Origin of the sequence: Klebsiella grimontii (assembly GCF_900200035.1) — a bacterium.
Taxonomy (GTDB): domain Bacteria; phylum Pseudomonadota; class Gammaproteobacteria; order Enterobacterales; family Enterobacteriaceae; genus Klebsiella; species Klebsiella grimontii.
This window is the reverse complement of record NZ_FZTC01000022.1, coordinates 377,766-403,389: the sequence shown is the minus strand read 5'-3', so window position 1 is coordinate 403,389 and position 25,624 is coordinate 377,766. Positions and strand designations below refer to the sequence as shown.

The 25,624-nt window shown below is 56.7% G+C and carries 24 protein-coding genes; 14 read left to right on the top strand and 10 right to left on the bottom strand.

The features are described 5' to 3' along the window. Window positions 1–203: 203 nt before the first annotated feature. Window positions 204–1,562 carry a glycoside hydrolase family 28 protein gene (locus KOSB73_RS22635; RefSeq protein ID WP_049086061.1) on the top strand — a complete coding sequence of 453 codons (1,359 nt, stop codon included), beginning with the start codon at window positions 204–206 and terminating at the stop codon, window positions 1,560–1,562. A 43-nt stretch (window positions 1,563–1,605) separates the two neighbouring features. On the opposite strand, the gene purN is transcribed toward KOSB73_RS22635, so the two are convergent. After that, window positions 1,606–2,247 carry a phosphoribosylglycinamide formyltransferase gene (gene purN / locus KOSB73_RS22630; RefSeq protein WP_004136490.1) on the bottom strand — a complete coding sequence of 214 codons (642 nt, stop codon included), beginning with the start codon at window positions 2,245–2,247 and terminating at the stop codon, window positions 1,606–1,608. Next, complete coding sequence (gene purM / locus KOSB73_RS22625; protein ID WP_098141018.1) at window positions 2,244–3,281, bottom strand: phosphoribosylformylglycinamidine cyclo-ligase; 1,038 nt, start codon at window positions 3,279–3,281, stop codon at window positions 2,244–2,246. Before purM ends, purN begins: the two co-directional genes overlap by 4 nt. A gap of 265 nt (window positions 3,282–3,546) precedes the next feature. Between purM and bglK the strand changes: the two genes are divergently transcribed. The 5 genes from bglK to KOSB73_RS22595 all read left to right on the top strand — a co-directional run bounded on the left by bglK (window position 3,547) and on the right by KOSB73_RS22595 (window position 8,872). Next, on the top strand, window positions 3,547–4,440 hold the full coding sequence (gene bglK, locus KOSB73_RS22615) for a beta-glucoside kinase BglK (RefSeq protein ID WP_004136493.1): 894 nt from the start codon (window positions 3,547–3,549) through the stop codon (window positions 4,438–4,440). 9 nt (window positions 4,441–4,449) lie between these two features. Further along, on the top strand, window positions 4,450–5,880 hold the full coding sequence (locus KOSB73_RS22610) for a 6-phospho-beta-glucosidase (RefSeq protein ID WP_004136494.1): 1,431 nt from the start codon (window positions 4,450–4,452) through the stop codon (window positions 5,878–5,880). A 183-nt stretch (window positions 5,881–6,063) separates the two neighbouring features. Continuing rightward, window positions 6,064–6,690: a uracil phosphoribosyltransferase gene (upp, locus tag KOSB73_RS22605; RefSeq protein WP_004123492.1), complete on the top strand. Its 627-nt coding sequence runs from the start codon at window positions 6,064–6,066 to the stop codon at window positions 6,688–6,690. A gap of 95 nt (window positions 6,691–6,785) precedes the next feature. Then, entirely contained in the window at window positions 6,786–8,075 is a 1,290-nt protein-coding gene (gene uraA, locus KOSB73_RS22600) for a uracil permease (protein ID WP_024359333.1), read from the top strand. 95 nt (window positions 8,076–8,170) lie between these two features. Then, window positions 8,171–8,872, top strand: coding sequence for a DnaA inactivator Hda (locus tag KOSB73_RS22595; RefSeq protein WP_212739160.1), 702 nt, complete (start codon window positions 8,171–8,173; stop codon window positions 8,870–8,872). 28 nt (window positions 8,873–8,900) lie between these two features. Here the strand turns inward: KOSB73_RS22595 and arsC are convergent, their stop codons facing one another. Both arsC and bepA read right to left on the bottom strand, forming a co-directional pair. Next, window positions 8,901–9,260 carry an arsenate reductase (glutaredoxin) gene (gene arsC, locus KOSB73_RS22590; protein ID WP_004136504.1) on the bottom strand — a complete coding sequence of 120 codons (360 nt, stop codon included), beginning with the start codon at window positions 9,258–9,260 and terminating at the stop codon, window positions 8,901–8,903. Window positions 9,261–9,269: 9 nt separating this feature from the next. Continuing rightward, window positions 9,270–10,733, bottom strand: coding sequence for a beta-barrel assembly-enhancing protease (gene bepA / locus KOSB73_RS22585; protein ID WP_004136506.1), 1,464 nt, complete (start codon window positions 10,731–10,733; stop codon window positions 9,270–9,272). 229 nt (window positions 10,734–10,962) lie between these two features. On the opposite strand from bepA, the gene KOSB73_RS22580 reads away from it, so the two are divergent. Continuing rightward, window positions 10,963–12,030: an AI-2E family transporter gene (locus tag KOSB73_RS22580; protein WP_004123481.1), complete on the top strand. Its 1,068-nt coding sequence runs from the start codon at window positions 10,963–10,965 to the stop codon at window positions 12,028–12,030. Between the two features lie 78 nt (window positions 12,031–12,108). Here the strand turns inward: KOSB73_RS22580 and bcp are convergent, their stop codons facing one another. Further along, a complete protein-coding gene (gene bcp / locus KOSB73_RS22575) occupies window positions 12,109–12,579 on the bottom strand; it encodes a thioredoxin-dependent thiol peroxidase (RefSeq protein ID WP_004104423.1) in 471 nt (156 codons plus the stop codon). A 3-nt stretch (window positions 12,580–12,582) separates the two neighbouring features. Next, the gene (locus KOSB73_RS22570; protein WP_004123480.1) at window positions 12,583–13,152 is read right to left on the bottom strand and encodes a glycine cleavage system transcriptional repressor; all 570 of its coding nucleotides are present in this window, start codon (window positions 13,150–13,152) and stop codon (window positions 12,583–12,585) included. 153 nt (window positions 13,153–13,305) lie between these two features. Here KOSB73_RS22570 and dapA point away from each other — a divergent pair, with 153 nt between their 5' ends. The 6 genes from dapA to ypfH all read left to right on the top strand — a co-directional run bounded on the left by dapA (window position 13,306) and on the right by ypfH (window position 19,836). Further along, on the top strand, window positions 13,306–14,184 hold the full coding sequence (gene dapA / locus KOSB73_RS22565) for a 4-hydroxy-tetrahydrodipicolinate synthase (RefSeq protein ID WP_004136508.1): 879 nt from the start codon (window positions 13,306–13,308) through the stop codon (window positions 14,182–14,184). 16 nt (window positions 14,185–14,200) lie between these two features. Continuing rightward, a complete protein-coding gene (gene bamC, locus KOSB73_RS22560; RefSeq protein WP_004104418.1) occupies window positions 14,201–15,235 on the top strand; it encodes an outer membrane protein assembly factor BamC in 1,035 nt (344 codons plus the stop codon). Between the two features lie 108 nt (window positions 15,236–15,343). Further along, window positions 15,344–16,057, top strand: a complete 714-nt coding sequence (gene purC, locus KOSB73_RS22555; RefSeq protein WP_024359332.1) for a phosphoribosylaminoimidazolesuccinocarboxamide synthase — start codon at window positions 15,344–15,346, stop codon at window positions 16,055–16,057. Window positions 16,058–16,177: 120 nt separating this feature from the next. Then, window positions 16,178–17,047, top strand: a complete 870-nt coding sequence (gene ypfJ, locus KOSB73_RS22550; RefSeq protein ID WP_024359331.1) for a KPN_02809 family neutral zinc metallopeptidase — start codon at window positions 16,178–16,180, stop codon at window positions 17,045–17,047. Window positions 17,048–17,059: 12 nt separating this feature from the next. Next, window positions 17,060–19,060 carry a tRNA(Met) cytidine acetyltransferase TmcA gene (locus KOSB73_RS22545; RefSeq protein WP_098141016.1) on the top strand — a complete coding sequence of 667 codons (2,001 nt, stop codon included), beginning with the start codon at window positions 17,060–17,062 and terminating at the stop codon, window positions 19,058–19,060. 77 nt (window positions 19,061–19,137) lie between these two features. After that, a complete protein-coding gene (gene ypfH / locus KOSB73_RS22540) occupies window positions 19,138–19,836 on the top strand; it encodes an esterase (protein WP_004136522.1) in 699 nt (232 codons plus the stop codon). A gap of 108 nt (window positions 19,837–19,944) precedes the next feature. Here ypfH and KOSB73_RS22535 read toward each other — a convergent pair whose 3' ends face one another. The 3 genes from KOSB73_RS22535 to KOSB73_RS22525 are packed head-to-tail and all read right to left on the bottom strand — an operon-like array spanning window position 19,945 to window position 21,660. Further along, window positions 19,945–20,148, bottom strand: coding sequence for a YpfN family protein (locus KOSB73_RS22535; protein ID WP_004123464.1), 204 nt, complete (start codon window positions 20,146–20,148; stop codon window positions 19,945–19,947). 27 nt (window positions 20,149–20,175) lie between these two features. Beyond that, window positions 20,176–21,303, bottom strand: a complete 1,128-nt coding sequence (dapE, locus tag KOSB73_RS22530) for a succinyl-diaminopimelate desuccinylase (protein ID WP_004136523.1) — start codon at window positions 21,301–21,303, stop codon at window positions 20,176–20,178. 3 nt (window positions 21,304–21,306) lie between these two features. Then, window positions 21,307–21,660, bottom strand: coding sequence for an ArsC family reductase (locus tag KOSB73_RS22525; protein WP_004136525.1), 354 nt, complete (start codon window positions 21,658–21,660; stop codon window positions 21,307–21,309). A 385-nt stretch (window positions 21,661–22,045) separates the two neighbouring features. Here KOSB73_RS22525 and ypfM point away from each other — a divergent pair, with 385 nt between their 5' ends. After that, window positions 22,046–22,105 (top strand): protein YpfM, encoded by a 60-nt coding sequence (ypfM, locus tag KOSB73_RS30500; protein ID WP_100181659.1) that lies wholly within the window; start codon window positions 22,046–22,048, stop codon window positions 22,103–22,105. Between the two features lie 137 nt (window positions 22,106–22,242). Here the strand turns inward: ypfM and acrD are convergent, their stop codons facing one another. Continuing rightward, the gene (acrD, locus tag KOSB73_RS22520; protein WP_024359328.1) at window positions 22,243–25,356 is read right to left on the bottom strand and encodes a multidrug efflux RND transporter permease AcrD; all 3,114 of its coding nucleotides are present in this window, start codon (window positions 25,354–25,356) and stop codon (window positions 22,243–22,245) included. Window positions 25,357–25,624 lie beyond the last annotated feature (268 nt).

Below are 25,624 nucleotides of genomic sequence, written 5' to 3'. Positions count from 1 at the left end.
CGGGCGAAAAAATGAAATGTGATGTCTATCGCTATTTCTGCGGAAGATGGGAGAAGAAATGTGTGCTTAATCACAGATGAACGGCGGGAAAAAAGGGAGTTGTGAGAATGCCGACAGATTACCTATGTCAGGGCTGTTTTGCCCTACGGCGATCGATAATGACTGTGTTCAGATAGCTTTCCCGTTTCATCTCAGGAAAACTTATGAACATTTTTCTTTCAAACTGGCACCCGCACGCAGATGGTATGACTCGCGACACTGAGATTTTTCAAAAAGCGCTGGATACCTTATCGCAAGCGGGCGGCGGTACGCTGGTGGTGGAAAGTGGAAAATATTACCTTGGCGGGTTACGCATGGGGTCAAATACCTGTCTGTGGTTGTCACCCGGTGCGGAACTCATCGTCAGCGATAATTATGCTGACTTCACCCAGGCGGTGGCCTTAAGCCGCGCAGAGTGCTCCGACCGGGCTTTTCTCTATGCCCGGGATGCCGAAAATATCTCGATTTGTGGGGGCGGTACTATTTACGGTAATGCCGATGGTTGGTTCTCCTCATCGGTTGACGATATGGGCTATCGCACGCCCGCCGAACAGCGACCGCGCATCATTCTTCTGGAAAATTGCCAGCGGGTCAGGCTGGAAAATATCCGTGTACACCATGCGCCGATGTGGACCATTCATCTTGTTTCGTGTTCACAGGTGGTGATTGATGGCATTAGCGTTGATAACGATCTGACCATGGCGAATACTGATGCGCTGGATATCGATAGCTGTCAGCAGGTACATATTGCTAATAGTTTTTTTAGTGCGGCGGACGATGCAATTTGTCTGAAAACCACCGATAAACCGGCGGCTATCCAACGACCTTTACGTCAAGTGACAATCGTCAATTGTACCCTGCACTCAAAAAGCTGCGCTTTTAAAATCGGCACGGAAACCTGGCAAGATATTGAAGATATTGTGGTCAGCAATTGCACTATCTTTGATTCGAATCGCGGTATTGGCCTGATTTCACGCGATGGTGGCCGGCTACGAAGAATGCTCTTTACCAGCATGACTTTTGCGTGTGTGGCGGCGCCAGCCTGTCACTGGGGGGAGGCGGACCCGATTTTCCTCTCCGCGCGTCGCAGGCATCCGCAGATCGAGCCCGGTGAGATTACGCAAATCCAGTTTCGCGGGCTTAGCGGAGAATGTGAAGGCGCCATCAATATGCACAGTGAAACCCCAGCCACGATCAATCGAATACGACTTGAGAATATTCAGCTTACCCAGCGGCTGCATCGCCACGGCGGGCAGGGGAATTATGATATTCGTCCGCCTTGTAATCCTCTTTCGCCAACAGGAATGGGTATCGATAACGCCTGGTGCCTCAATCCAGAGACGGGAAAGGCCTGGGGAGTCGAACCCTATCCTGGAGGGCTACCCGTCCTGTTTGCGCAAGGGGTTTCCGATTTGGTCGTCAGAGGACTTGATTGGCAGCGTCCAGTCCCCCTACCGGCAGGCTGGAACACGCAAGCGCTGTGTCTGGAAAAGTGCGAGCGGTCATCGGTGCGGGAAGCCTGAGCCAATGAAAAACGCCTCCAGCGGACGCCAGAGGCGGGAAAGTTTACTCTTCTGCCGCGTATCCCTGCGGCGGAAGAGGAACATTGTCAAGCCAGGCTTCGTTGCCCTCCGCGCGCAGGCGGCCGTCGACAAACCAGCTGATAGCCAGGGGGTAGATATCGTGTTCCTGAGCTTGTACGCGGGCGGTGATGTCGTCTTCGGTATCTTCAGCGAACACCGGTACCTTAGCCTGCAGAACCACCGGGCCTCCGTCCAGTTCGTCAGTGACGAAATGCACCGATGTTCCGTGCTCTTCATCACCATTTTCCAGCGCCTGGCGATGGGTGTGCAGCCCCGGATACTTTGGCAGCAGGGAAGGGTGGATATTCAGCATACGCCCCTGATAGTGGGCGACAAAAGCCGGGCTAAGAATCCGCATGTAGCCGGCCAGCACCACCAGATCCGGCGCGTAAGCATCGATCTCGTGCATCAGCTCGCGGTCAAAGGCTTCCCGGTTGGCAAACTGGCTGGCGGCGAGCGCGTGAGCCGGAATATTGGCCACGCGCGCGCGCTCAAGGCCGAACGCGTCGGCCTTGTTGCTGAAGACTGCACGCAGGGTGCCGTTGATTTTCTTCCGGGCGCAGGCGTCAATGATCGCCTGCAGGTTGCTACCGTTACCGGAAATCAGCACCACGATGTTTTTCATTCAATGACCACACGCTGTTCGGAATCAGAGGCTTTGATATACCCTATTTTCCACGCGCTTTCACCTTTGTCGTTCAGGAAGGCAACGGCTTTATCCGCCGCTTCCGCCGGCAGCGCGATAACCATGCCAACGCCGCAGTTAAAGGTGCGATACATTTCGTGGCTGCTGACGTTACCGGCGGTTTGCAGCCAGTTGAACACGTCCGGCCACTGCCAGGAGGATTCATCGATGACTGCCTGAGTGTTGTCCGGCAGGACGCGCGGGATGTTTTCCCAGAAGCCGCCGCCGGTCAGGTGGGCGATGGCGTGCACGTCGAGGTTGGCAATCAGGTCGAGTACGGATTTCACATAAATGCGGGTCGGCGCCAGCAGATGGTCGGCCAGCGGTTTACCGTTGAGATCGGTGGTTTGCGGGTCAACGCCGCTGACTTCGATAATTTTGCGCACCAGAGAGTAGCCGTTCGAGTGCGGGCCGCTGGAAGCCAGCGCCACCAGCACGTCGCCGTCGGCCACTTTGCTACCGTCGATAATTTCTGATTTTTCTACTACGCCGACGCAGAAACCAGCCACATCATAGTCTTCGCCGTGGTACATGCCCGGCATTTCCGCCGTCTCGCCGCCCACCAGCGCGCAGCCTGACTGCAGGCAGCCTTCAGCGATGCCGCTGATTACGCTCGCCGCGGTATCGACATCCAGTTTGCCGGTGGCGTAGTAATCCAGGAAGAACAGCGGCTCTGCGCCCTGAACCACAAGGTCGTTTACGCACATGGCGACCAGGTCGATACCGATAGTGTCGTGACGCTTCAGGTCCATCGCCAGACGCAGCTTGGTGCCGACGCCGTCGGTGCCGGAGACCAGAACCGGTTCGCGATACTTCTGCGGCAGCGCGCACAGCGCGCCGAATCCGCCCAGTCCACCCATCACTTCCGGGCGACGGGTTTTCTTCACCACGCCCTTAATACGGTCGACGAGAGCGTTGCCTGCATCAATATCCACGCCGGCATCTTTATAGCTGAGAGAGGTTTTATCGGTCACTGCGAAGTCTCCACGCGTTTGCGGTAGCAATAAAAAACGGCGCAATTCTAACAGGGATAGCAAACGTTTGCGAGCCTGCTTTGCAGTCGACGTAAAACGGCCGTTAAGTGCGCAAATTTGATACTGTTCACGAAAATGAAACCGGGTACAGTCTTCTGCTTGCCAGCGTTGCCGGGAATAATCATCATGCCACTGAAACCGGTTTCTTTTGTGCTGCAAGCAGAGAGAAACCGTGAATTTGATGGATTCTGGAGGAAAGCTGAGGATGAAAATTGCCGCATTTGATATCGGTGGCACGGCGTTAAAAATGGGGGTAATGACGCGCGAAGGCACGCTGCTGGAGAAAGGAAAGCAGACCATCATCGACAGCGACGGCGACCAGATCCTGCAGGCGATGCTGGTGTGGATCGCCGCGCACCCGGCGTGCGAAGGGGTGGCCATCAGCGCGCCCGGCTACGTTAACCCTCATACCGGCTTTATCGAAATGGGCGGCGCCATCCGTAAATTCGATAACTTCGCCATCAAGGACTGGCTTGAGCAGCAGGTGCGCCTGCCCGTGGCCATTGAGAACGATGCTAACTGCGTACTGCTGGCCGAGCGCTGGCGGGGTAAAGCCGCCGACATGAGCAACTTTCTGGTCCTGACCATCGGCACCGGCATCGGCGGGGCGATTTTCTGTAATAACCAGCTGGTCCACGGCGCGCGCTTCCGCGCCGGCGAGTTCGGCTATATGCAAACCGCGCGTCCGGGTACCCGCGATGTGCGGCGCTATTCGATGAATGAAAACTGCACGCTGCGCGTGCTGCGCCATCGCTACGCTGAGCATATCGGCAAGGCGCTGGATGACGTCACTGGCGAAGAGATTTTTGACCGCTACGATGCGGGCGACGCCATCTGTCGACGTCTGGTCGCGGAATTCTTTAACGGCCTGGGCACCGGACTATATAACCTCGTTAACTTATTCGACCCGCAAACGATTTTGATCGGCGGCGGGATTGTGGAACGGCCGGGCTTTCTGGCGCTGCTGCGCGAACATCTGGCCTGGTTTGGCATTGCGGAATATATCGACACCGTTAGCCACGGCAACGATGCCGGGCTGGTAGGCGCGGTTTACCATTTCAATCAGCAATACCGGTCGCATAGCGGCGACTGCGCATAGGGAGAGAACATGTCTGGATTTAAAGAAGGTTTTCTGTGGGGCGGCGCGGTGGCGGCGCATCAGTTGGAAGGCGGCTGGAAAGAGGGCGGTAAAGGGGTTAGCGTCGCCGACGTGATGACCGCAGGCGCGCACGGCGTACCGCGCGAAATCACCGATGGCGTGTTGCCGGGGAAAAACTACCCCAACCACGAGGCGATCGATTTTTATCATCGCTATAAAGACGACATTCAGCTGTTTGCCGAAATGGGCTTCAAGTGCTTCCGTACCTCCATTGCCTGGACGCGCATCTTTCCGCTGGGCGATGAGCAAGAGCCTAACGAAGCCGGGCTGCAGTTTTACGACGACCTGTTCGATGAGTGCCGCAAGCACGGCATCGAGCCGGTGATTACGCTCTCCCACTTCGAAATGCCGTACCATCTGGTGACGGAGTACGGCGGCTGGCGTAACCGTAAACTGATTGATTTCTTCGTCCGCTTTGCCCAGGTGGTGTTTACCCGCTACCAGCATAAAGTGAAGTACTGGATGACCTTCAATGAGATCAATAACCAGGCCAACTTCCACGAGGATTTTGCGCCGTTTACCAACTCCGGACTGAAATATCTGCCGGGAGAGGACCGCGAGCCGGTTATGTATCAGGCGGCGCACTATGAACTGGTCGCCAGCGCGCTGGCGGTTAAAGCCGCTCGCGAAATTAACCCGTCATTGTGGGTTGGCTGCATGATCGCCATGTGCCCGATTTACCCGCTGAGCTGCGCGCCCAACGACATGATGATGGCGATGAACGCCATGCACCGCCGCTACTGGTTTACCGATGTTCACGTCCGCGGCCGCTACCCGCAGCATCTGCTGAACTACTTCGAGCGCCGCGGATTTGCGCTGGATATCACCGAAGAAGACCGCGTGGCGCTGACCCAGGGCTGCGTCGACTATATCGGCTTTAGCTACTATATGTCGTTCGCCACGAAAGCAACGGATGACAACCCGCAGCTGGATTATGATGAAAGCAAGAGCCTGGTCTCTAACCCGTACGTGCAGAAGTCAGATTGGGGCTGGCAGATTGATCCGGTCGGGCTGCGCTACTCCCTGAACTGGTTCTGGGATCACTATCAGCTGCCGCTGTTTATCGTCGAGAACGGCTTCGGCGCCATTGATGTTCGCGAAGCGGACGGTTCGGTAGATGACCAGTATCGAATCGACTATCTCTCTGCCCATATCGCCGAGATGAAAAAAGCGGTCGTTGAGGATGGCGTGGACCTGATGGGCTACACCCCATGGGGCTGTATCGACCTGGTCTCCGCGGGAACCGGTGAGATGAAAAAACGCTACGGCTTTATCTATGTAGATAAGGACAATGAGGGCAACGGCACGCTGGCGCGTAGCCGCAAGAAATCTTTTGCCTGGTATCAGCAGGTTATCGGCAGCAACGGCGACAAGCTATAAAACTGCCGTAAAGCCCCATCCAGCCCCGCCTTCGCGGGGTTTTTTTATTTTGTCTTATACTGGCTCAGGCAGCGTAAAGCATTTTGGTTGATCCCGGTCAAACATATCGGCTATGGCGTAAAAGGTAAAAGGCGGTATAATCCGGCGATTTTTTTTGTGGCTGCCCCTCAGAGGAGAAAGAGAATGAAGATCGTGGAAGTGAAACACCCACTCGTCAAACACAAGCTGGGCCTGATGCGTGAGCACGACATCAGCACCAAACGCTTCCGTGAACTCGCCTCAGAAGTTGGCAGCTTACTGACTTATGAAGCAACTTCCGATCTGGCGACTGAAAAAGTCACCATCGAAGGCTGGAACGGCCCGGTAGAAATTGAGCAGATCAAAGGCAAGAAAATTACCGTTGTGCCGATTCTGCGCGCGGGTCTGGGAATGATGGAAGGCGTGCTTGAGCACGTACCCAGCGCGCGCATCAGCGTGGTGGGCATCTACCGTAACGAAGAGACCCTTGAGCCGGTTCCTTACTTCCAGAAGCTGGTATCTAATATCGACGAACGCATGGCGCTGGTGGTTGACCCGATGCTGGCAACCGGCGGTTCAATGATCGCCACCATCGACCTGCTGAAAAAAGCGGGCTGCAGCAGCATTAAGGTGCTGGTTCTGGTGGCGGCCCCGGAAGGCATCGCCGCGCTGGAAAAAGCGCATCCGGACGTTGAGCTGTACACCGCGTCCATTGACCAGGGCCTGAACGAGCACGGATACATTATTCCGGGGCTCGGCGACGCCGGCGATAAGATTTTTGGTACGAAATAATTGATGAAGTAGAAAAAGCCGACTTTGAGAGTCGGCTTTTTTTTGAATAAAACACACCAACAGCAATCAACAAACGACTCTCAGAGGAAAATGCCATGACGCGCCGTGCTATCGGGGTGAGTGAAAGACCGCCGCTTTTACAGACAATCCCGCTTAGTTTGCAACATCTGTTCGCCATGTTTGGCGCAACGGTACTGGTGCCCGTTCTGTTCCATATCAACCCGGCTACGGTACTGCTGTTTAACGGCATCGGAACGCTGTTATATCTTTTCATCTGCAAAGGCAAAATTCCGGCTTATCTTGGATCGAGCTTTGCGTTTATCTCTCCGGTGCTGCTTTTGCTGCCGCTAGGTTACGAAGTCGCTCTCGGCGGATTCATCATGTGCGGCGTGCTGTTTTGCATCGTCTCCTTTATCGTCAAAAAAGCTGGAACCGGCTGGCTGGACGTGATGTTCCCGCCGGCGGCGATGGGGGCGATTGTCGCGGTTATCGGCCTGGAGCTGGCGGGCGTCGCGGCGAACATGGCCGGTTTGCTGCCCGCTGACGGGCAATCGCCGGACAGCAAAACCATCATTATTTCGATGGTGACGCTGGCGGTGACGGTTTTCGGTTCGGTGCTGTTCCGCGGTTTCCTGGCGATTATCCCGATTTTAATCGGCGTGCTGGTCGGCTACGCGCTCTCCTTCGTGATGGGCGTCGTCGATACCACGCCCATCGCCGATGCCCACTGGTTCGCGCTGCCGACCTTCTACACCCCGCGCTTTGAATGGTTTGCGATTTTCACCATTCTGCCCGCCGCGCTGGTGGTGATCGCCGAACACGTTGGACATCTGGTGGTGACGGCCAATATCGTCAAAAAAGATCTGATCCGCGATCCGGGCCTGCATCGTTCAATGTTTGCCAACGGCCTGTCTACGGTGATCTCCGGCTTCTTTGGCTCAACGCCAAACACCACCTACGGTGAGAACATTGGCGTGATGGCGATCACCCGCGTCTACAGCACCTGGGTTATCGGCGGCGCGGCGATCATCGCGATTCTGCTCTCCTGCGTCGGCAAGCTGGCGGCGGCGATCCAGATTATCCCGCTGCCGGTAATGGGCGGCGTTTCGCTGCTGCTGTACGGGGTCATCGGCGCATCCGGGATTCGCGTGCTGATCGAATCTAAAGTCGATTACAACAAGGCGCAGAACCTGATTCTGACCTCCGTTATCCTGATCATCGGCGTCAGCGGCGCGAAAGTGCATATCGGCGCCGCTGAGCTGAAAGGCATGGCGCTGGCGACCATTGTCGGCATCGGCCTGAGCCTGATCTTCAAGCTGATAAGCGTGCTGCGTCCGGAAGAGGTGGTCCTCGACGCTGTGGATAGCGAAGAAGCAAAACATTGATCCCTATACCGGGCGGCGATCCCGCCCGGTTCTCTCCTTGCCTATTTCTGTGCTAAACTCTCCGCGTTTTTCTGCAAGCCTATGTTGAGGTCCATCTGAACGCACCGGCACAGCTCTCTTTGCCACTGTATCTTCCCGATGATGAAACTTTCGCGAGTTTCTGGCCGGGTGATAACCCTTCTCTTCTTGCTGCCCTTCAGAACGTGCTGCGGCAGGATCATAGCGGATACATCTATATCTGGTCACGGGAAGGGGCGGGGCGCAGCCATCTCCTGCACGCGGCCTGCGCGGAACTCTCCCAGCGCGGCGATGCGGTGGGCTACGTTCCGCTGGATAAACGGACGTGGTTCGTTCCTGAAGTGCTGGATGGAATGGAACAGCTGTCGCTGGTTTGCATCGATAATATTGAATGCGTGGCGGGCGATGAACTGTGGGAAATGGCGATTTTCGACCTCTACAACCGCATCCTCGAGTCTGGTAAAACCCGGCTGCTGATCACCGGCGATCGACCGCCGCGCCAGCTTAATCTCGGGTTGCCGGATCTGGCCTCGCGTCTCGACTGGGGGCAAATCTACAAGCTGCAGCCGCTGTCGGATGAAGATAAGCTCCAGGCGCTTCAGCTGCGCGCCAGGCTGCGCGGTTTCGAAATGCCGGAAGACGTCTGCCGCTTCCTGCTCAAGCGCCTGGATCGCGAAATGCGTTCGCTATTTATGACCCTCGATCAGCTCGATCGCGCTTCGATTACCGCCCAGCGCAAGCTGACCATTCCTTTTGTAAAAGAGATCCTCAAGCTTTAGCAGAGCTGCGGCTTGAGGCTCCTCCTGTTTAGTTGACGATCTCCAGTACCTGCTCCGGCGGACGACCGATACGGGCCTCGCCGTGGCTGACGACGATAGGCCGCTCAATCAGCTTTGGATTATCGATCATTGCCTGGATCAGCGCCTCTTCGCTGAGCTGCGGATTAGCGAGATCGAGGGATTTATAGAGATCTTCTTTCTGGCGCATTAAGTCGCGCGCGCTGGCCATTCCCAGCATCTTCAGCAGCTGGCGCAGCGTGGCGGCATCCGGCGGCGTCTCCAGATAGAGCACCACTTCAGGGTCGATGCCGTTAGCCTTCAGCAGGCTCAGGGTGTCGCGACTCTTGGAGCAGCGCGGATTGTGATAGATTTTGACCGTATCGGACATGAGATCTCCTTACATTTTCTGGTACGGTTTGAAGCGTTCCTGCAGCTGACGCAGCTGATCGATACGCGCATCGTAGCGGGCCTGCTGCAGGCTGCCTAATTTCACCTGTGAGCTGGCGCTGCTGAGCAGGGTAATGGCCTGATCGAGTCGGCCTACCAGCGCCATGCCTTCCGCGCGCGCTGCCAGCTCCTGATCGCGATTTCCCAGCTTAGCTTCCGCTTGCGCCAGCAAATCCCAACCATTGACGTCATCTTTATTGTTAAAGGTATAGCGGTTAAGGATCGTCGCCGCTTCCCCCGGCTGCCCGCCTTCCAGCAGGGCGTTGGCGAGGTTGAGCTGTAGTACCGGGTTAGTACGCAGTTCCCGGGCGCCCTTCAGGCGGTTAATCGCGTCTGTGGCTCGCTTTTGTCCGAGATCGATATCGGTCGCCAGGTCAAGGTACCAGGCATTTTGCGGTTCGGCGCTCAGCAGCGGCTGTAGCGTTTTGCGCGCCAGATCGTAATTGTTGCTGCCCATCGCCAGCAGCGCGCGGCCGTACTGGGCGGCGTGCTGTTCGCGAATATTGCCTTTTTCCCAGTTGCTCAGCAGGTCGTTGCCCAGCTTATTGTCGCCGGAGGTGTACATTCCGAGCGTTCTGGCTTTCGCCAGGTAGAAGTCAGGCGAGGATTGCACGACCACCGGGCGCATCTGGTTCGCACGGTTGCGGGCGTCGGCGAGACGGCTTTCCGGTAAGGGGTGGGTCAGCAGCATTTCCGGCGGCCGGGTCGAGTAACGCGACTCGTCAAGCAGCTTGCCCATAAACGCCGGCATCGCCTGCGGATCGAAACCTGAACGTTGAAGGACCTGAATACCAATGCGGTCGGCCTCTTCCTCGTTTTGGCGGGTAAAGCTGATCAGCCCCTGCTGGCTGCCCGCCAGGGTGCCGGTCAGCGCGGCCATGCCGGCCTGCGGGCTGGCCATCGCCAGCAGAATCGACCCCAGCGCGCCAACCCAGGTCAGCGGAGCGTTGCGCTTTTGGTCTTCCATCGCGCGGGCAAGGTGGCGCTGGGTGACGTGAGAAATTTCGTGCGCCATGACCGACGCCAGCTCGCTTTCATTATCCGAGTAGCGGAACAGCGCCGAGTGCAGTACGACGTTACCGCCGAAGAAAGCAAAGGCGTTTATTTGATCGTTATTAATCAGATAAAAGTGGAACGGAGTGCGCACCGAATTGGCGTGCGCCACCAGGCGCATGCCTAAACCGTTGATATATTGCACCAGCAGCGGATCGTTAATTAACGGCGCGCTGCCGCGCAGCTGGCGCACGTAATAATCTCCCATCTGCATTTCCTGGCCAATGGAGAGCGTGCTTCCTGCGGAGGTGCCCATGTCCGGCAGAGTGTCTGCGGTATCGGCAAAAGCAGGTAATATTGAACCCAGCGTCAGCGACGCTATGACGGTCGCCACCAGCGTTTTCTTCAACTGCCTGAACATAACCTCTGTCCTGTAATGTAGGTGTGCCAGTTTGACCGATTGTGCGGCGTAATGTTCCCTGACCGCAAGCAGGTTCAGCGAGTTTAGCCGTCGTTCGCGGCGTTGCAAATATGATATTCACCCGGTCATTAATGTTTGTGGTTTTACCCATAAAAAGCGAAGTCTTTTTTGTGACATTTCGATACAATTCCCGAGATTGTTACAGCTCCGCTCTTCAGGGAAGGGTTTTATGCTTCAGATGTTAATGCAGTGGTACCGTCGTCGGTTCAGCGATCCGGAGGCGATAGCGCTGCTGGTCATTTTGCTGGCTGGGTTCGGCATTATGTTTTTCTTCAGCGGCCTGCTGGCACCTCTACTGGTATCTATTGTTCTGGCCTATTTGCTGGAGTGGCCCACCGTCAGGCTGGAGCGTATCGGTTTTTCACGTACCTGGGCCACCTCGGTCGTTCTGATTTTGTTCGTTGGCATCCTGCTGTTGATGGCGTTTGTGGTGATGCCGGTTGCCTGGCAGCAGGGCATTTATCTGATCCGCGATATGCCGGGAATGCTGAATAAACTTTCCGATTTCGCCGCGACGGTGCCGCGCCGTTATCCGGCCTTAATGGATGCCGGCATTATCGACGCGATGGCGGAGAATATGCGCAGCCGCATGTTAACCGTAGGCGATTCGGTAGTGAAGTATTCGCTGGCCTCGCTGGTCGGGCTGCTGACCCTGGCGGTCTATCTGGTGCTGGTGCCGCTGATGGTTTTCTTTCTGCTGAAGGATAAAGAGCAGATGCTTAACGCCGTACGCCGGGTGCTGCCGCGCAACCGCGGGCTGGCCGGGCAGGTGTGGAAAGAGATGAACCAGCAAATTACCAACTATATCCGCGGCAAGGTGCTGGAGATGATCGTCGTCGGCGTGGCGACGTGGATTGGCTTTATCCTATTTGGCCTCAACTATTCGCTGCTGCTGGCGGTGCTGGTGGGGTTCTCGGTATTAATCCCCTATATCGGCGCGTTTGTGGTCACCATTCCGGTGGTGGGCGTGGCGCTGTTCCAGTTTGGCGCAGGAACCGAGTTCTGGAGCCTGTTTGCGGTGTACCTGATTATTCAGGCGCTGGATGGCAACCTGCTGGTGCCGGTACTGTTCTCGGAAGCCGTTAACCTGCATCCGCTGGTGATTATTCTGTCGGTGGTGATTTTCGGTGGTCTGTGGGGATTCTGGGGCGTATTCTTCGCGATTCCGCTGGCGACGCTCATCAAAGCGGTGGTGCACGCCTGGCCGGATGGCCTGATCGTGGAAGACGAGCATTAGCGCGAAGCCGCAAGGAATGCCCTAAAAAAAGACGCCGGGTGGTTGAGAACGACCCGGCGTCTTGCGTTTGTCTTAGCGTCAGGCGTTTTCTTTCAGCCAGTTCAGCACCACGTCGTGGTGATTGCTGGTTTTGAAATCATCAAACACATGTTCGATTTTGCCGTTGGCGTCGATGAGGAAGCTAATACGATGGATACCGTCGTAGGTTTTCCCCATAAAGGTTTTTTCACCCCAGATACCAAACTGCTCGCATACCTGATGATCTTCATCAGACAGGAGAGTGAAGTTCAGCAGCTCTTTTTCGGCGAAACGGGAGAGTTTTTCTGGTTTATCCGTACTGATACCCAGTACTTCAACGCCTGCTTTTTTCAGGTCGTCCATATTATCGCGTAAACCGCACGCCTGTACGGTGCAGCCCGGGGTCATGGCTTTCGGATAAAAATAAACCAGAACACGCTGTCCCTGGAAGTCGGTCAAATTTACTTCCTCGCCGTCCTGGTCCGGTAAGCTAAATTTCGGTGCAATATCACCGGCTTTCAGTGGGTTCATCACTCAAACTCCATCCTGTTCATCATGCTGTGAATAATTAACAATGTTAATACTGCCTTGTGCATTCAGTTCTGTACATAGGGCTTTGAACGCTTGTTCGATATTTGATGCATTTTGCGTAGTCGGGCTGTGGGCGGTGATCTGGATAAAAAGCTGTGCTGACTCGTCGTTTGCACCGGGCTGAGTGCGGGAAACCAGCTCGGCAATGTTCATTTTCCACGTATCGCACAGCGCCGTAAATCGCTCAATGATATGCGGCGAATCCGGCACCTCAACCTGAACCCAGACGGTGTTCTGCATCGCCTGAGGCGGCCTCGCGGTTGTACGCTTCATCACGATAAGCAGATCCAGCTCGGCGCCTTTCAGCGGCAGAGTTGACTCAATCAGGTTAATTGCATTCCACGAGCCGGAAAGCAGCATGATAAACGTAAACTCATCGCCAAGCATGGCCAGCCGACTGTCTTCGATATTACAGCCGCAGCTGCTGACGTGACGAGTGATCGTATTCACGATGCCTGGGCGGTCAGCACCCAACGCGGTAATAACCAGATAGTGTTGTAATGAGGCTGTCAAACCTGTTCTTCCTTTAAAAAGGTGAGGTAACGTTAGGAAAGCATAAAAAAAACCGGCATACAACATCCCTGATGGCATCGGGTCTCTTGCTTTTATTGCGACTCCAAACGTAACATTGAGAATCTTGTCCCACTTATGCTCTGAGGATGGCCCATGTTTACGGGAAGTATTGTAGCGCTTGTCACGCCGATGGATGAAAACGGCAACGTCTGCCGGTCAAGCCTGAAAAAACTGATTGATTATCATGTCGCCAGCGGCACCTCGGCGATCGTTTCGGTAGGAACTACCGGAGAGTCCGCAACATTGAGCCATGAAGAGCATGGTGACGTGGTCATGCAGACGCTGGAACTGGCCGACGGGCGTATTCCGGTTATTGCCGGCACCGGTGCCAATGCAACCGCAGAGGCGATTAGCCTGACCAAACGATTTAACGATAGCGGCGTGGTTGGCTGCCTGACGGTCACGCCGTATTACAACCGTCCGACCCAGGAAGGGCTGTTCCAACACTTTAAAGCTATCGCAGAGCATACTGACCTGCCGCAAATCCTGTATAATGTGCCGTCCCGTACCGGTTGCGATATGCTGCCTGAAACCGTTGGCCGTCTGGCGGAAATTAAAAATATTATCGGTATTAAGGAAGCGACGGGGAACTTAAGCCGCGTTCATCAGATCAAAGAGCTGGTTTCAGATGACTTTATTCTGCTGAGCGGCGATGACGCGACCGGAATGGACTTTATGCAGCTAGGCGGCCATGGCGTGATTTCCGTAACGACAAACGTTGCGGCGCGTGAAATGGCCGAGATGTGCCGACTGGCGCTAGCAGGTCAATTTGCCGAAGCTCGTGCGATTAACCAGCGTCTGATGCCATTGCATACCAAATTATTTGTCGAACCCAACCCTATCCCGGTCAAGTGGGCCTGTAAGGCGTTGGGTCTTGTGGCGACCGATACGTTACGCCTGCCGATGACCCCGATTACCGAAAACGGTACTAAGGTCGTTACCGCAGCGCTGAAGCATGCCGGTTTGCTGTAAAGTTTAGGGAGATTTGATGGCTTACTCAGTACAGAAGTCGCGCCTGGCGAAGGTTGCGGGTGTTTCGCTGGTTCTACTCCTCGCGGCCTGTAGTTCTGACTCGCGCTATAAGCGTCAGGTGAGCGGCGACGAGGCCTATTTGCAGGCAACGCCGCTTAGTGAACTTCACGCGCCAGCAGGGATGATCCTGCCGGTTCAGGTGGGTGATTATAATATTCCGGTTGCAACCAGCACCGGTAACACAGGCAAAGCCCTGGACATCCGTCCGCCGGCCCAGCCTCTGGCGCTGGTCAGCGGCGCGCGTACGCAGTTTAACGGCGATACCGCGACGCTGATGGTGGAAAACGGTCGCAGCGGTTCGCTGTGGGCGCAGGTGGCAAGCATCGTGCAGTCGAAAAACTACACTATCGCTAAACGCGACGATGCCAGCCAGACGCTGAATACCGACTGGGTCGAATGGAATCGCCTCGATGAAGACCAGCAGTACCGTGGTCGCTATCAAATCTCAGTTAAGCAGCAGGGCTATCAGCAGGCGGTGATCGTGAAGCTGGTGAATCTGGAGCAGGCGGGTAAACCTGTTGCCGATCCGGCTTCGCTGCAGCGCTACAGTACCGCCATGCTGAACGTCATTTCCGAAGGTCTGGATCTGAACGCCACCAGCGCGCAGAACGCCGCGCAGAAAAATGCCGGGGCGACCTTCGACGTGCAGAGCGGCGCTGATGATACCGGCCTGCCGATGCTGATCGTTCGCGCGCCGTTTAACCTGGTGTGGCAACGCCTGCCGGGCGCGCTGGAAAAAGTGGGTATGAAGGTCACCGATAGCTCTCGCTCTCAGGGTAACTTGTCCGTGACCTATAAACCGCTTTCCGACAGCGGCTGGACCGATCTGGGCGCTCGCGACCCGCAGCTGGTGTCCGGCGATTATAAACTGCAGGTCGGGGACCTCGATAACCGCAGCAGTCTGCAGTTCATCGACCCGAAAGGTCATACTCTGACGCAGTCGCAAAACGATGCCCTGGTTGCCGTATTCCAGGCCGCATTAAGTAAGTAATTAACAGGGCTGGAGCAATCCGGCCCTTTTTAATGTATAGTGACGCAAACGTGTGCGTCGGCAGAAAAGCACAAATTTTTATCGTTAATCATCACTGGAGTGACAAAGATGCAAAAGCAAGCTGAGTTGTATCGTGGTAAAGCGAAGACGGTATACAGCACCGAAAACCCGGATCTGTTGATACTCGAATTCCGTAACGATACGTCAGCAGGGGACGGCGCTCGCATTGAGCAGTTCGATCGTAAAGGCATGGTGAACAACAAGTTTAACCATTTCATTATGAGCAAGCTGGCGGAAGCGGGTATCCCGACCCAGATGGAAGCGCTGTTGTCCGATACCGAGTGTCTGGTTAAAAAGCTGGATATGGTGCCGGTGGAGTGCGTGGTGCGCAACCGCGCCGCCGGGTCGCTGGTGAAACGCTTAGGGATTGAAGAAGGCATTGAGCTGAATCCGCCGCTGTTCGATCTGTTCCTGAAGAACGACGCCATGCACGATCCGATGGTCAACGAATCCTATTGCGAAACCTTTGGCTGGGTGAGCAAAGAGAACCTGGCGCGGATGCAGGAGCTGACCTTCAAAGCTAACGATGTGCTGAAAAAGCTGTTTGACGACGCGGGCCTGATCCTTGTGGACTTCAAGCTGGAGTTTGGTCTGTTCAAAGGCGAAGTGGTGCTGGGAGACGAATTCTCTCCGGACGGCAGTCGTCTGTGGGATAAAAAAACCATGGATAAAATGGACAAAGACCGCTTCCGCCAGAGCCTCGGCGGCCTGATTGAAGCCTACGAAGAAGTCGCCCATCGCCTGGGCGTGAAGCTCGACTAATCCCCAGACGCCAGAAGAAGTTTTCTTCTTCTGGCGCTCTTCTTGCTGTTTCCTGTGGTAATCCTTCGCTGAACCGCCTACGATCTTATTCATTGGTTAATATGATGAATTGAGGTGCTTATGCGCTGGCAAGGACGTCGCGAAAGCGACAATGTGGAAGATCGTCGTGGTCAATCTGGTTCACCAATGGGCGGCGGAGGCGGTTTTCGTCTCCCCAGCGGCAAAGGCGGCATCGTGCTGCTGATTATTGTCCTGGTGGCGGGCTATTACGGCGTAGATTTAACCGGCATGCTGACCGGCGAACCGGTAACACAACAGCAAACCACCACTCAACGCTCCATCAGCCCGCAGGATGAAGAGGCCGCGAAATTCACGAAGGTGATTCTGGCGGACACGGAAGATACCTGGGGCGCGATTTTTAAAGATATGGGCCGCCAGTACGCGCAGCCGAAGCTGGTGATGTATCGCGGCGCGACGCGGACCGCCTGCGGCACCGGCCAATCGGTGATGGGGCCTTTTTACTGCCCTGCGGACAGCACGGTGTATATCGACCTGTCATTCTACGATGAGATGCAAAGCAAGCTCGGCGCCGGCGGCGACTTCGCGCAGGGCTACGTTATCGCCCACGAGGTTGGCCATCACGTTCAAAAGCTGCTGGGTATTGAATCGAAAGTGCGCCAGCTGCAGCAAAACGCTTCGCAGGCGGAAGCGAATCGCCTGTCGGTGAAAATGGAGCTACAGGCGGACTGCTTCGCGGGCGTCTGGGGCTACAATATGCAGAAGCAGGACTATATGGAGACCGGCGATCTGCAGGAGGCGCTGAACGCCGCAGAGGCGATTGGCGACGATCGCCTGCAGCAGCAGAGCCAGGGGCGCGTGGTGCCGGACAGCTTTACCCACGGGACGTCGCAGCAGCGCTATACCTGGTTTAAACGCGGCTTTGATAGCGGCGACCCGGCGCAGTGCAACACCTTCGGCAACGCGCTGTAATGCTCTCCGGCCATGGATGAACTGCGTCACCTGACGGCGCAGATGGCGCGCGAAGGTATTCGTCGTCTGCTGGTTCTCAGCGGCGACGATGCCTGGACCCTGCGTCAGGCGCAAACAGTACGTACGGAGCTGGCCGCAGACGGACTGTGGGTCGGTCCGCGGCCGATGCCTGAACCGTACGCCTCGCCTGCTGCCCTGAAATCGCTACTGGGCCGCGAATTTCAGCACGCCTTTTTCGATGCCCGCGAGGGTTTTGACGTCGCGGCGTTTGCCGCGTTAGCCGGTACGCTGCGCGCCGGGAGCTGGCTGGTATTACTCACGCCCGACTTCGCGCAATGGCCGGCTCGTCCTGATGCGGATTCTCTGCGCTGGAGCGACGCTCCCGACCCCATCTCCACGCCGAATTTTGTTTATCGTTTTTGCCAACAGAGTAGTGCGGATAACGCGTCCATTCTCTGGCGGCAGGGCGAGGAGTGCGTAGTGCCGGCGTTTGCCGCGCGTCCGCGATGGCGTCCCGCCGATGGTCATCCGCTGGCGGAGCAGGCCGCCGTGCTTGCCGAACTGTCCGGTTCCCCTCCTGGTATTGCGGCGCTGACCGCCGAACGCGGACGAGGAAAGTCCGCTCTCGCGGGAATGCTTATTCGCCAGCTGGCAGGCGATGCCATCGTCACGGCACCGGCGCGCGCGGCGACGGAGGTCATGGCGGCTTTCGCCGGTGAGGATTTCCGCTTTATGGCCCCCGACGCATTGCTGGCTTCCGGCTGTAGCGCCGGATGGCTGATTGTTGACGAGGCCGCCGCTATCCCCGGGCCGCTGCTGCGCCAGCTTGTCTCCCGCTTCCCGAGGACGCTATTGACCACCACCGTGCAGGGGTACGAAGGGACCGGGCGCGGCTTTTTGCTTAAGTTTTGCGCCAGCTTTGCGCATCTGCGGCAGTTTAGCCTGACGGCGCCCATCCGTTGGGCGAGCGGCTGTCCGCTGGAGGCGGCGATTGCGCGGCTGCTGCTGTTCAACGACGAGACCTTTCAGCACGCGCCAGGCGGCGATATCGCGCTGGAAAGCGTCAGCCAGCAGAGCTGGCGGCGACAGCCTGCGTTACCAGAAGCGATGTATCAGCTGCTCTCCGGCGCCCACTATCGCACGTCGCCGCTGGATCTGCGGCGCATGATGGATGCGCCGGGGCAGCATTTTACCTGCGCCCGCAGCGGCAACCGCATCGCCGGGGCGCTGTGGCTGGTGGAGGAGGGCGGTCTTGAGCCATCCCTTAGCCAGGCGGTGTGGGCCGGCTACCGCCGTCCGCGCGGTAATCTGGTGGCGCAGTCGCTGGCGGCGCACGGCGGCAGCCCGCTAGCGGCCACGCTGACAGGGCTGCGTATCAGCCGTATTGCCGTGCATCCGGCTCGCCAGCGCGAAGGGCTGGGGCAGCGGCTGGTGGCCCAGGCGGCGTCGCAGGCTGCGGAGCGGGATTATCTGTCGGTGAGTTTCGGCTACACGCCTGAGCTGTGGCGCTTCTGGCAACGCTGCGGTTTTACGCTGGTGCGGCTGGGCACCCATCGGGAAGCCAGCAGCGGCTGTTATACCGCGATGGCGCTCTATCCTCTCAGCGAAGCGGGCCAGCGGCTGGCAAGCGAAGAGTCCGCGCGTCTGCTGCGCGATGAGTTCTGGCTGCGCGACTGGCGAGATGAGCCTTCGCCGTTGCCGGAGCGGAAAGCGACTATTCTTAGTGAAGAGGACTGGCTGGAAGTGGCGGGTTTTGCTTTTGCCCATCGTCCGCTGCTGACCTCGGCGGGTAGCCTCAATCGCCTGCTTATACGGGTGGATCTGCCGCTTCCGGCGCTGCGGGCCCGCCTGCAGCAGCAGGATGAGACCACGGTTTGCCGAACGCTAGGTTTATCCGGACGGAAAGCGCTTCTGGTCAGGCTGCGCGAAGAAGCGGCGCAGGCGCTATCAGGCGTGAATGCGGATCGTGCCAACGACCTGCGCCAGCAGGTTCAAATGCTGCAATTTTTTTAACTAACTCCTTCAGCTAAATGGCATGGTCATATTTCGCCTGCGGCGTAAACTTCCTTGCAGACATTAAGGAGACAGCCATGAAACACGATCATTTTATTGTTCAAAGTCCCGCGACACCTGCACAGCAACTGCTGCTGCTGTTTCATGGCGTCGGCGATAACCCGGTGGCAATGGGGCAAATCGGCAGCTGGTTTGCGCCGCTCTTTCCCGAAGCGCTGATCGTCAGCATCGGCGGCGCGGAGCCGTGCGGCCCGCCTCCGGGGCGCCAGTGGTTCTCCGTGCAGGGCGTCAGCGAAGAAAACCGCCAGCAGCGCGTGGATGCGATCATGCCGACCTTCATTGAAACGGTTCGCTACTGGCAACAGAAGAGCGGCGTCAGCCCGCAGGCGACGGCGCTGATCGGCTTCTCGCAGGGGGCGATTATGTCGCTGGAGAGCATTAAAGCCGAGCCGGGTTTGGCATCGCGGGTGATCGCCTTTAACGGCCGCTATGCGACGCTGCCGGAGACGGCGACGACCGCGACCACCGTGCACCTGATCCACGGCGGCGAAGATCGGGTGATCGATCTGGCGTGGGCGGTGGCGGGGCAGGAGGCGCTGCAGCAGGCCGGCGGTGACGTGACGCTGGATATTGTTGAAGATTTGGGGCACGCGATTGACGATCGCAGTATGCAGTTTGCCCTCGATCATCTGCGCTTTACCGTACCGAAGCACTATTTCGACGAAGCGCTCAGCGGTAGCACGCCAAAAGACAGCGATATTATTGAACTGCTGTAAATAAAAATCCCGGAGGCGATGCTGCGCATCTGTCCTGGCTACCGGTCCCGCAGGCGGAAGCGTTGCGTGGACCGGGCGATGTCTTTGCTGCAATCTGAAATAAATTGCTTACTTCTTCTTCGACGGGTCGTTCTTCGGCCAGTCGTCGTCATCGTCCCACTTGTCGTTGAAGTCGCGATGCGGCGGCAGGTCCGGCTTATTGTTGAGGAATTTTTTGTGGTCAACGCGGGTCAGATCTTTAATCACGTTAATCATCACGCCCACCAAAAATACCAACACCAGAACCCACCAGTATTTCGTTAGCCAATCCATGCGCTTACCTCTTCTCTATTGATGCCGTCAGGCGACCAGCTGTTCCATGATGCGCTGGTACATCCGCGCTAGCAGCTGGAGGTCGGCGGCATTCACACACTCGTTTATTTTATGAATGGTGGCGTTCACTGGCCCCAGTTCAACCACCTGCGCCCCCATACGCGCGATAAAACGCCCATCGGAGGTGCCGCCGTTAGTCAGCAGCTGCGGTTTTATTTCATTATAGTGCTCAATGGCGTTAACCACCGCATCAACCAGCTTACCGCGGCTGGTCAGGAACGGCTGACCCGAGAGCCACCAGTCAACGCTGTAGCGCAGCGCGTATTTCTCCAGCAGCGCCACGACGCGCGCTTTAATCATTTCGTCGGTCAGCTCGGTACTAAAGCGGAAGTTGAACTGGACGAACATATCGCCGGGAATCACGTTGTTGCTGCCGGTCCCGGACTGCACGTTGGCGATTTGCATACTGGTCGGCGGAAAAAATTCGTTGCCCTTATCCCACTCGATAGTCACCAGCTCCGCCAGCATCGGCGCGGCGCGGTGAACCGGGTTATCGGCGAGGTGCGGATAGGCCACGTGCCCCTGCACGCCGTGAATGGTCAGGTTGCAGGTCAGCGAGCCGCGACGGCCGTTTTTCACCACATCGCCGACGACTTCGGTGCTTGAGGGTTCACCGACCAGGCAGTAGTCCAGACGCTCGTTGCGCGCCATCAGCGCTTCCACAACCTTAACGGTGCCGTTTTTGGCGCTGGCCTCTTCATCCGAGGTGATCAGAAAGGCCAGACGGCCTTTATGGTCCGGATACTGGGCGACAAAGCGCTCGGCGGCAACCACCATCGCCGCAAGCGAGCCTTTCATATCGGCCGCGCCGCGGCCAAACAGCATGCCGTCGCGAATAGTCGGCTCAAAAGGGGGGTTAATCCAGCGATCGGCATCGCCCGACGGGACGACATCGGTATGACCGGCGAACGCCAGCGTTTCCCCGCGCCCGCGCCAGGCCCAGAAGTTTTGGGTATCCCCGAAATCCATCGGTTCAACGGTAAAGCCAATCGCACGCAGACGTTCAATCATTAACGCCTGGCATCCCGCATCATCGGGGCTGAGGGAAGGGCGGCGAATAAGCTGCTGAGCCAGCTCAATGACCGGGCAAGACATAGACTACACCTCGTTAAACTGCTGATAACTTGATTCACTGAAACCCAGCAGCATAGGCTGACCGGGCGCGCAGAGCAATGGGCGTTTAATGATTGCCGGCATTTCCAGCATCAGTTTCGCCGCTGCGTCGGCGTTATTGATACCGGCGCGGACCGTTTCGTCCAGCTTGCGCCACGTTGTCCCTCGGGTGTTAAGCAGCGCTTCCCAGCCGAGTTCAGCGATAAAGGTATCTAATAAACTGCGATCCAGACCGTCGACACGATAATCATGAAAACGATATTCTATCTGCTGGGCTTCCAGCCAGCGGCGGGCCTTTTTTATGGTGTCGCAGTTTTTTATCCCGTACATGGTGAGCATGATTAAACCTTTCCCGTTGAATTAAATGATTAGCTAAGATTCTTCCGAATATATAAGCCTTCAATAAATAATACGTGAATTGTTTTAATAAATATCATTTTTTCCCCCTGATATATATCCAGGTTTACACTCTGAACATTTTTTGCGCGCTGAACGGCGGCTACTGCTAGCGGCAGGGCGATCCTGGCACGATAGGCTGATGTGCAAATGTTGCTAAATGTTGCTGTTGGTCACATTAAATTGCTCAAATTAGGCTCATAGTACTTACGAATGAAAGGGGTATTCAGCAGGGGGGTAATGATAGTCATCAGAGCGATAGCGCAAACCATCTTTTAACCATCAATGAATTTGCATAAAATCACCCATAATAATAAGAGAGGCTATTATGATTGAACACGAACTGGGGAACTGGAAAGACTTTATCGAAGGCATGCTTCGTAAATAGTTTTCCGCAATAAAAGCATGGCGATTTCACAGGCAGAATAATAATGCAGTTGAAGCGACCACATGAAAAAGGCGACCTGTCCGGTCGCCTTTTCTGTTATTTGGCCCCGGCGAAAATATCGTCAGGGCGCGTCCCGATTATTGCGGCCGCTCCTTGAGCGGGAAGCGGCGGCGCACCAGCACGAAGAACAGCGGCACGAAGAAGATAGCCAGCACCGTGGCGGAGATCATCCCGCCCATTACCCCGGTGCCGACGGCATGCTGGCTGCCGGAGCCCGCCCCGGTACTGGTGGCCATTGGCAGTACGCCGAAGATAAACGCCAGCGAGGTCATCAGGATTGGCCGCAGACGCTGGCGGCAGGCGGAGAGCGTGGCGGTAAGCAGATCTTCGCCTTTCTGATTCAGTTCATTGGCAAATTCGACGATCAGAATGGCGTTTTTCGCCGACAGGCCGATTACCGTCAGCAGGCCCACCTGGAAATAGACATCGTTTTCCAGACCGCGCATCCAGGTCGCCAGCAGCGCGCCGATAACCCCCAGCGGCACCACCAGCATCACCGAGAACGGCACCGACCAGCTTTCGTACAGCGCCGCCAGGCACAAGAACACCACCAGTAGCGAGATGGCGTAAAGCGCTGGCGCCTGCGCCCCGGAGAGGCGTTCCTGATAGGACATCGCCGTCCATTCGAGGCCAAAGCCGTTCGGCAGCTGCTGGGCCAGCTCCTCCATAAGCGTCATGGCGGTACCGGTACTGACGCCCGGCGCGGCTTCACCGACGATTTCTACCGCCGAGTAGCCGTTGTAGCGCTCCAGACGCGGTGAACCGGTCTCCCAGCGCGAGGTGGCGAAGGCGGAGAAGGGCACCATCGTGCCGCTGCTGTTGCGTACGTACCACAGATTGATATCGTCCGGCAGCATGCGATACGGCGCCGCCGCCTGAACGTAGACCTTCTTCACGCGGCCGCGGTCCATAAAATCGTTGACGTAGCTTGATCCCCACGCGGTCTGCAGCGTGTCGTTGATATCGTCAATAGAGACGCCCAGCGCCTGCGCTTTACGCTGATCGATATCCACCTGCAGCTGCGGGCTGTCGTCGAGGCCGTTGTGGCGCACGCGGGTGAGCTGGTTATTTTTAGCGGCCAGCTCCAGCAGGGTATCGCGGGCGGCCATCAGCGCTTCGTGCCCGTTGCCCGCGTGATCCTCCAGTTCCATATCGAAACCGGCGGAGCTGCCCAGACCGCTGATGGCCGGCGGGCTGCTGGCAAAGACGCGGGCTTCTTTAATTTTGTTAAACGCTTTGGTTGCGCGTTCGATGATGGCGAAAGAGGAGCCGGTGGTGGGATCGCGTTGGTCCCAGTCTTTCAGGCGTACGAACATACGCGCCACGTTCTGGCCGTTGCCGCCGGGGCCGGAACCGATGGTCGCGAACACCGATTCAACATTTTGCTTCTCATTGTTCAGGAAGTAGTCTTCCGCCTGCTGCACCACCTTCAGGGTTTGCTGCTGGGTCGAACCGCTTGGCAACTGCACCGAGGTGGTAAACATGCCGCGGTCTTCCAGCGGCAGGAACGACGTAGGCAGATGCAGAAACAGAAAGACCATTCCGCCCAGCAGCAGGACGTAGATCATTATCCAGCGTAGCGAACGATGAAGAATTTTGCCGACCGCGGTTTCGTAGCGGCTGGCGTTACGGTTAAAGGTGCGGTTAAACCAGCCGAAGAAGCCCCGCTGTCCGTGGGTTTCGCCTTTGTGAACCGGTTTTAACAGCGTGGCGCACAGCGCTGGCGTCAGGATCATCGCCACCAGAACCGACAGCACCATCGCCGAGACAATGGTAATCGAGAACTGGCGGTAGATCGCGCCGGTGGTGCCGCCGAAGAAGGCCATCGGCACAAATACCGCCGATAGCACCATGGCGATACCGACCAGCGCGCCCTGGATCTGACCCATGGATTTTCGCGTCGCTTCCCGCGGCGAGAGGCCCTCCTCGCTCATGATACGCTCGACGTTCTCCACCACTACGATGGCATCGTCCACCAGCAGGCCTATCGCCAGCACCACCGCGAACATGGTTAAAGTGTTAATGCTGTAGCCGCAGGCGTAGAGGACGGCAAAGGTCCCCATCAGCACTACCGGAACGGCGATGGTCGGGATCAGCGTGGCGCGGAAATTTTGCAGGAACAGATACATCACGAGGAACACCAGCGCGATGGCCTCAAGCAGCGTTTTCACCACGTCGGTAATCGATGCCTTCACAAATGAGGTAGTTTCGTAAGCGACTTTATATTCCAGGCCGTGCGGGAAGTACTGGGAGAGTTCGTTCAGGCGGTCGATCACGCGTTCGGCGGTCGCCATTTCGTTTGCGCCAGAGGCCAGCTTAACCCCCAGCCCGGACGCCGCCTGGCGGTTGTAGCGGCTGAGGTAATCGTATTTTTCCGCTCCCATCTCGACGGTGGCGACGTCACCGAGGGTGACCTCCGAACCGTCCTGATTAACCCGCAGGGTAATATCACGGAACTGTTCCGGCGTTTGTAACAGCGATTGTGAATTAATCGTCGCGTTGAGCGCCTGTTTGTCCACCGATGGCGTGCCGCCCAACTGGCCGACGGCGATCTGCGCGTTCTGCGAAGAGATGGCATCGGTGACGTCTTTTGCCGTCATTTGAAAGCTGTTGAGCTTGGCCGGATCGAGCCAGATGCGCATCGAATACTGGGAACCATAAGCGTCAATGTCGCCGACGCCATTCACCCGGCTGAGCGGGTCCTGAATATTACTGGCGACGTAGTCGGCGATATCCTGTTTATCCATGCTGCCGTCGGTGGAGACGAAGGCGATCGTCAGGATATTGGTATCCCCGGTTTTGCGTACCGTTACGCCCTGGTTCTGGACGGCCTGTGGGAGCTTACGCATCGCCGATTGCAGCTGGTTCTGCACCTGCTGGACGGCTTCATCCGGGTCGGTTCCGGCGGTAAAGCTCAGCGTCACGGTGGCCTGTCCGGTGCCGCTGCTCTGGGATGACATATACATCAGGTTGTCGAGGCCGGTCATATTCTGCTCGATAACCTGAGTGACGGTATTTTCCAGCGTCTGTGCCGAAGCGCCGGGATAGTTTGCTGTGATCCGCACGTTGGGTGGGGCAAGTTCAGGATATTGCTCAACGGGAAGCGACAAAATTGCGAGGGTACCGGTCAGGCATAAAAGGATTGCCAGAACCCACGCAAAAATGGGGCGATCGATAAAAAAATTCGCCATCAGAATTAGGACCTCATTTTGCACATTTTTTTGTTATTGCACAGCCTGTGACACTCTAGCGGCAAGCCCTCAGGCAATCGTGGAGAAAATAAGGAGATAGTGTAATTTATCGTGTGCCTTTTATGGCAGCGTAAAGAACTCTCCTTCTATCTCTATCAGCGCCTGCTTCTCTGCGCGCCGCCGCAAACGTGACCATTATTACTTAGCTAAATAAAACGTAATTTCATTTAAGTCAAAAAAATTGATCCACCTCGGGTTATTACCAAAA

Bases quoted from the DNA above. Each gene is read 5' to 3' on its own strand.
- KOSB73_RS22635 (WP_049086061.1), top strand. From the start codon at position 204: ATGAACATTTTTCTTTCAAACTGGCACCCGCACGCAGATGGTATGACT.
- purN (WP_004136490.1), bottom strand. From the start codon at position 2,247: ATGAAAAACATCGTGGTGCTGATTTCCGGTAACGGTAGCAACCTGCAG.
- bglK (WP_004136493.1), top strand. From the start codon at position 3,547: ATGAAAATTGCCGCATTTGATATCGGTGGCACGGCGTTAAAAATGGGG.
- KOSB73_RS22610 (WP_004136494.1), top strand. From the start codon at position 4,450: ATGTCTGGATTTAAAGAAGGTTTTCTGTGGGGCGGCGCGGTGGCGGCG.
- upp (WP_004123492.1), top strand. From the start codon at position 6,064: ATGAAGATCGTGGAAGTGAAACACCCACTCGTCAAACACAAGCTGGGC.
- uraA (WP_024359333.1), top strand. From the start codon at position 6,786: ATGACGCGCCGTGCTATCGGGGTGAGTGAAAGACCGCCGCTTTTACAG.
- arsC (WP_004136504.1), bottom strand. From the start codon at position 9,260: ATGTCCGATACGGTCAAAATCTATCACAATCCGCGCTGCTCCAAGAGT.
- bepA (WP_004136506.1), bottom strand. From the start codon at position 10,733: ATGTTCAGGCAGTTGAAGAAAACGCTGGTGGCGACCGTCATAGCGTCG.
- KOSB73_RS22580 (WP_004123481.1), top strand. From the start codon at position 10,963: ATGCTTCAGATGTTAATGCAGTGGTACCGTCGTCGGTTCAGCGATCCG.
- bcp (WP_004104423.1), bottom strand. From the start codon at position 12,579: ATGAACCCACTGAAAGCCGGTGATATTGCACCGAAATTTAGCTTACCG.
- dapA (WP_004136508.1), top strand. From the start codon at position 13,306: ATGTTTACGGGAAGTATTGTAGCGCTTGTCACGCCGATGGATGAAAAC.
- bamC (WP_004104418.1), top strand. From the start codon at position 14,201: ATGGCTTACTCAGTACAGAAGTCGCGCCTGGCGAAGGTTGCGGGTGTT.
- purC (WP_024359332.1), top strand. From the start codon at position 15,344: ATGCAAAAGCAAGCTGAGTTGTATCGTGGTAAAGCGAAGACGGTATAC.
- ypfJ (WP_024359331.1), top strand. From the start codon at position 16,178: ATGCGCTGGCAAGGACGTCGCGAAAGCGACAATGTGGAAGATCGTCGT.
- KOSB73_RS22545 (WP_098141016.1), top strand. From the start codon at position 17,060: ATGGATGAACTGCGTCACCTGACGGCGCAGATGGCGCGCGAAGGTATT.
- ypfH (WP_004136522.1), top strand. From the start codon at position 19,138: ATGAAACACGATCATTTTATTGTTCAAAGTCCCGCGACACCTGCACAG.
- KOSB73_RS22535 (WP_004123464.1), bottom strand. From the start codon at position 20,148: ATGGATTGGCTAACGAAATACTGGTGGGTTCTGGTGTTGGTATTTTTG.
- dapE (WP_004136523.1), bottom strand. From the start codon at position 21,303: ATGTCTTGCCCGGTCATTGAGCTGGCTCAGCAGCTTATTCGCCGCCCT.
- KOSB73_RS22525 (WP_004136525.1), bottom strand. From the start codon at position 21,660: ATGCTCACCATGTACGGGATAAAAAACTGCGACACCATAAAAAAGGCC.
- acrD (WP_024359328.1), bottom strand. From the start codon at position 25,356: ATGGCGAATTTTTTTATCGATCGCCCCATTTTTGCGTGGGTTCTGGCA.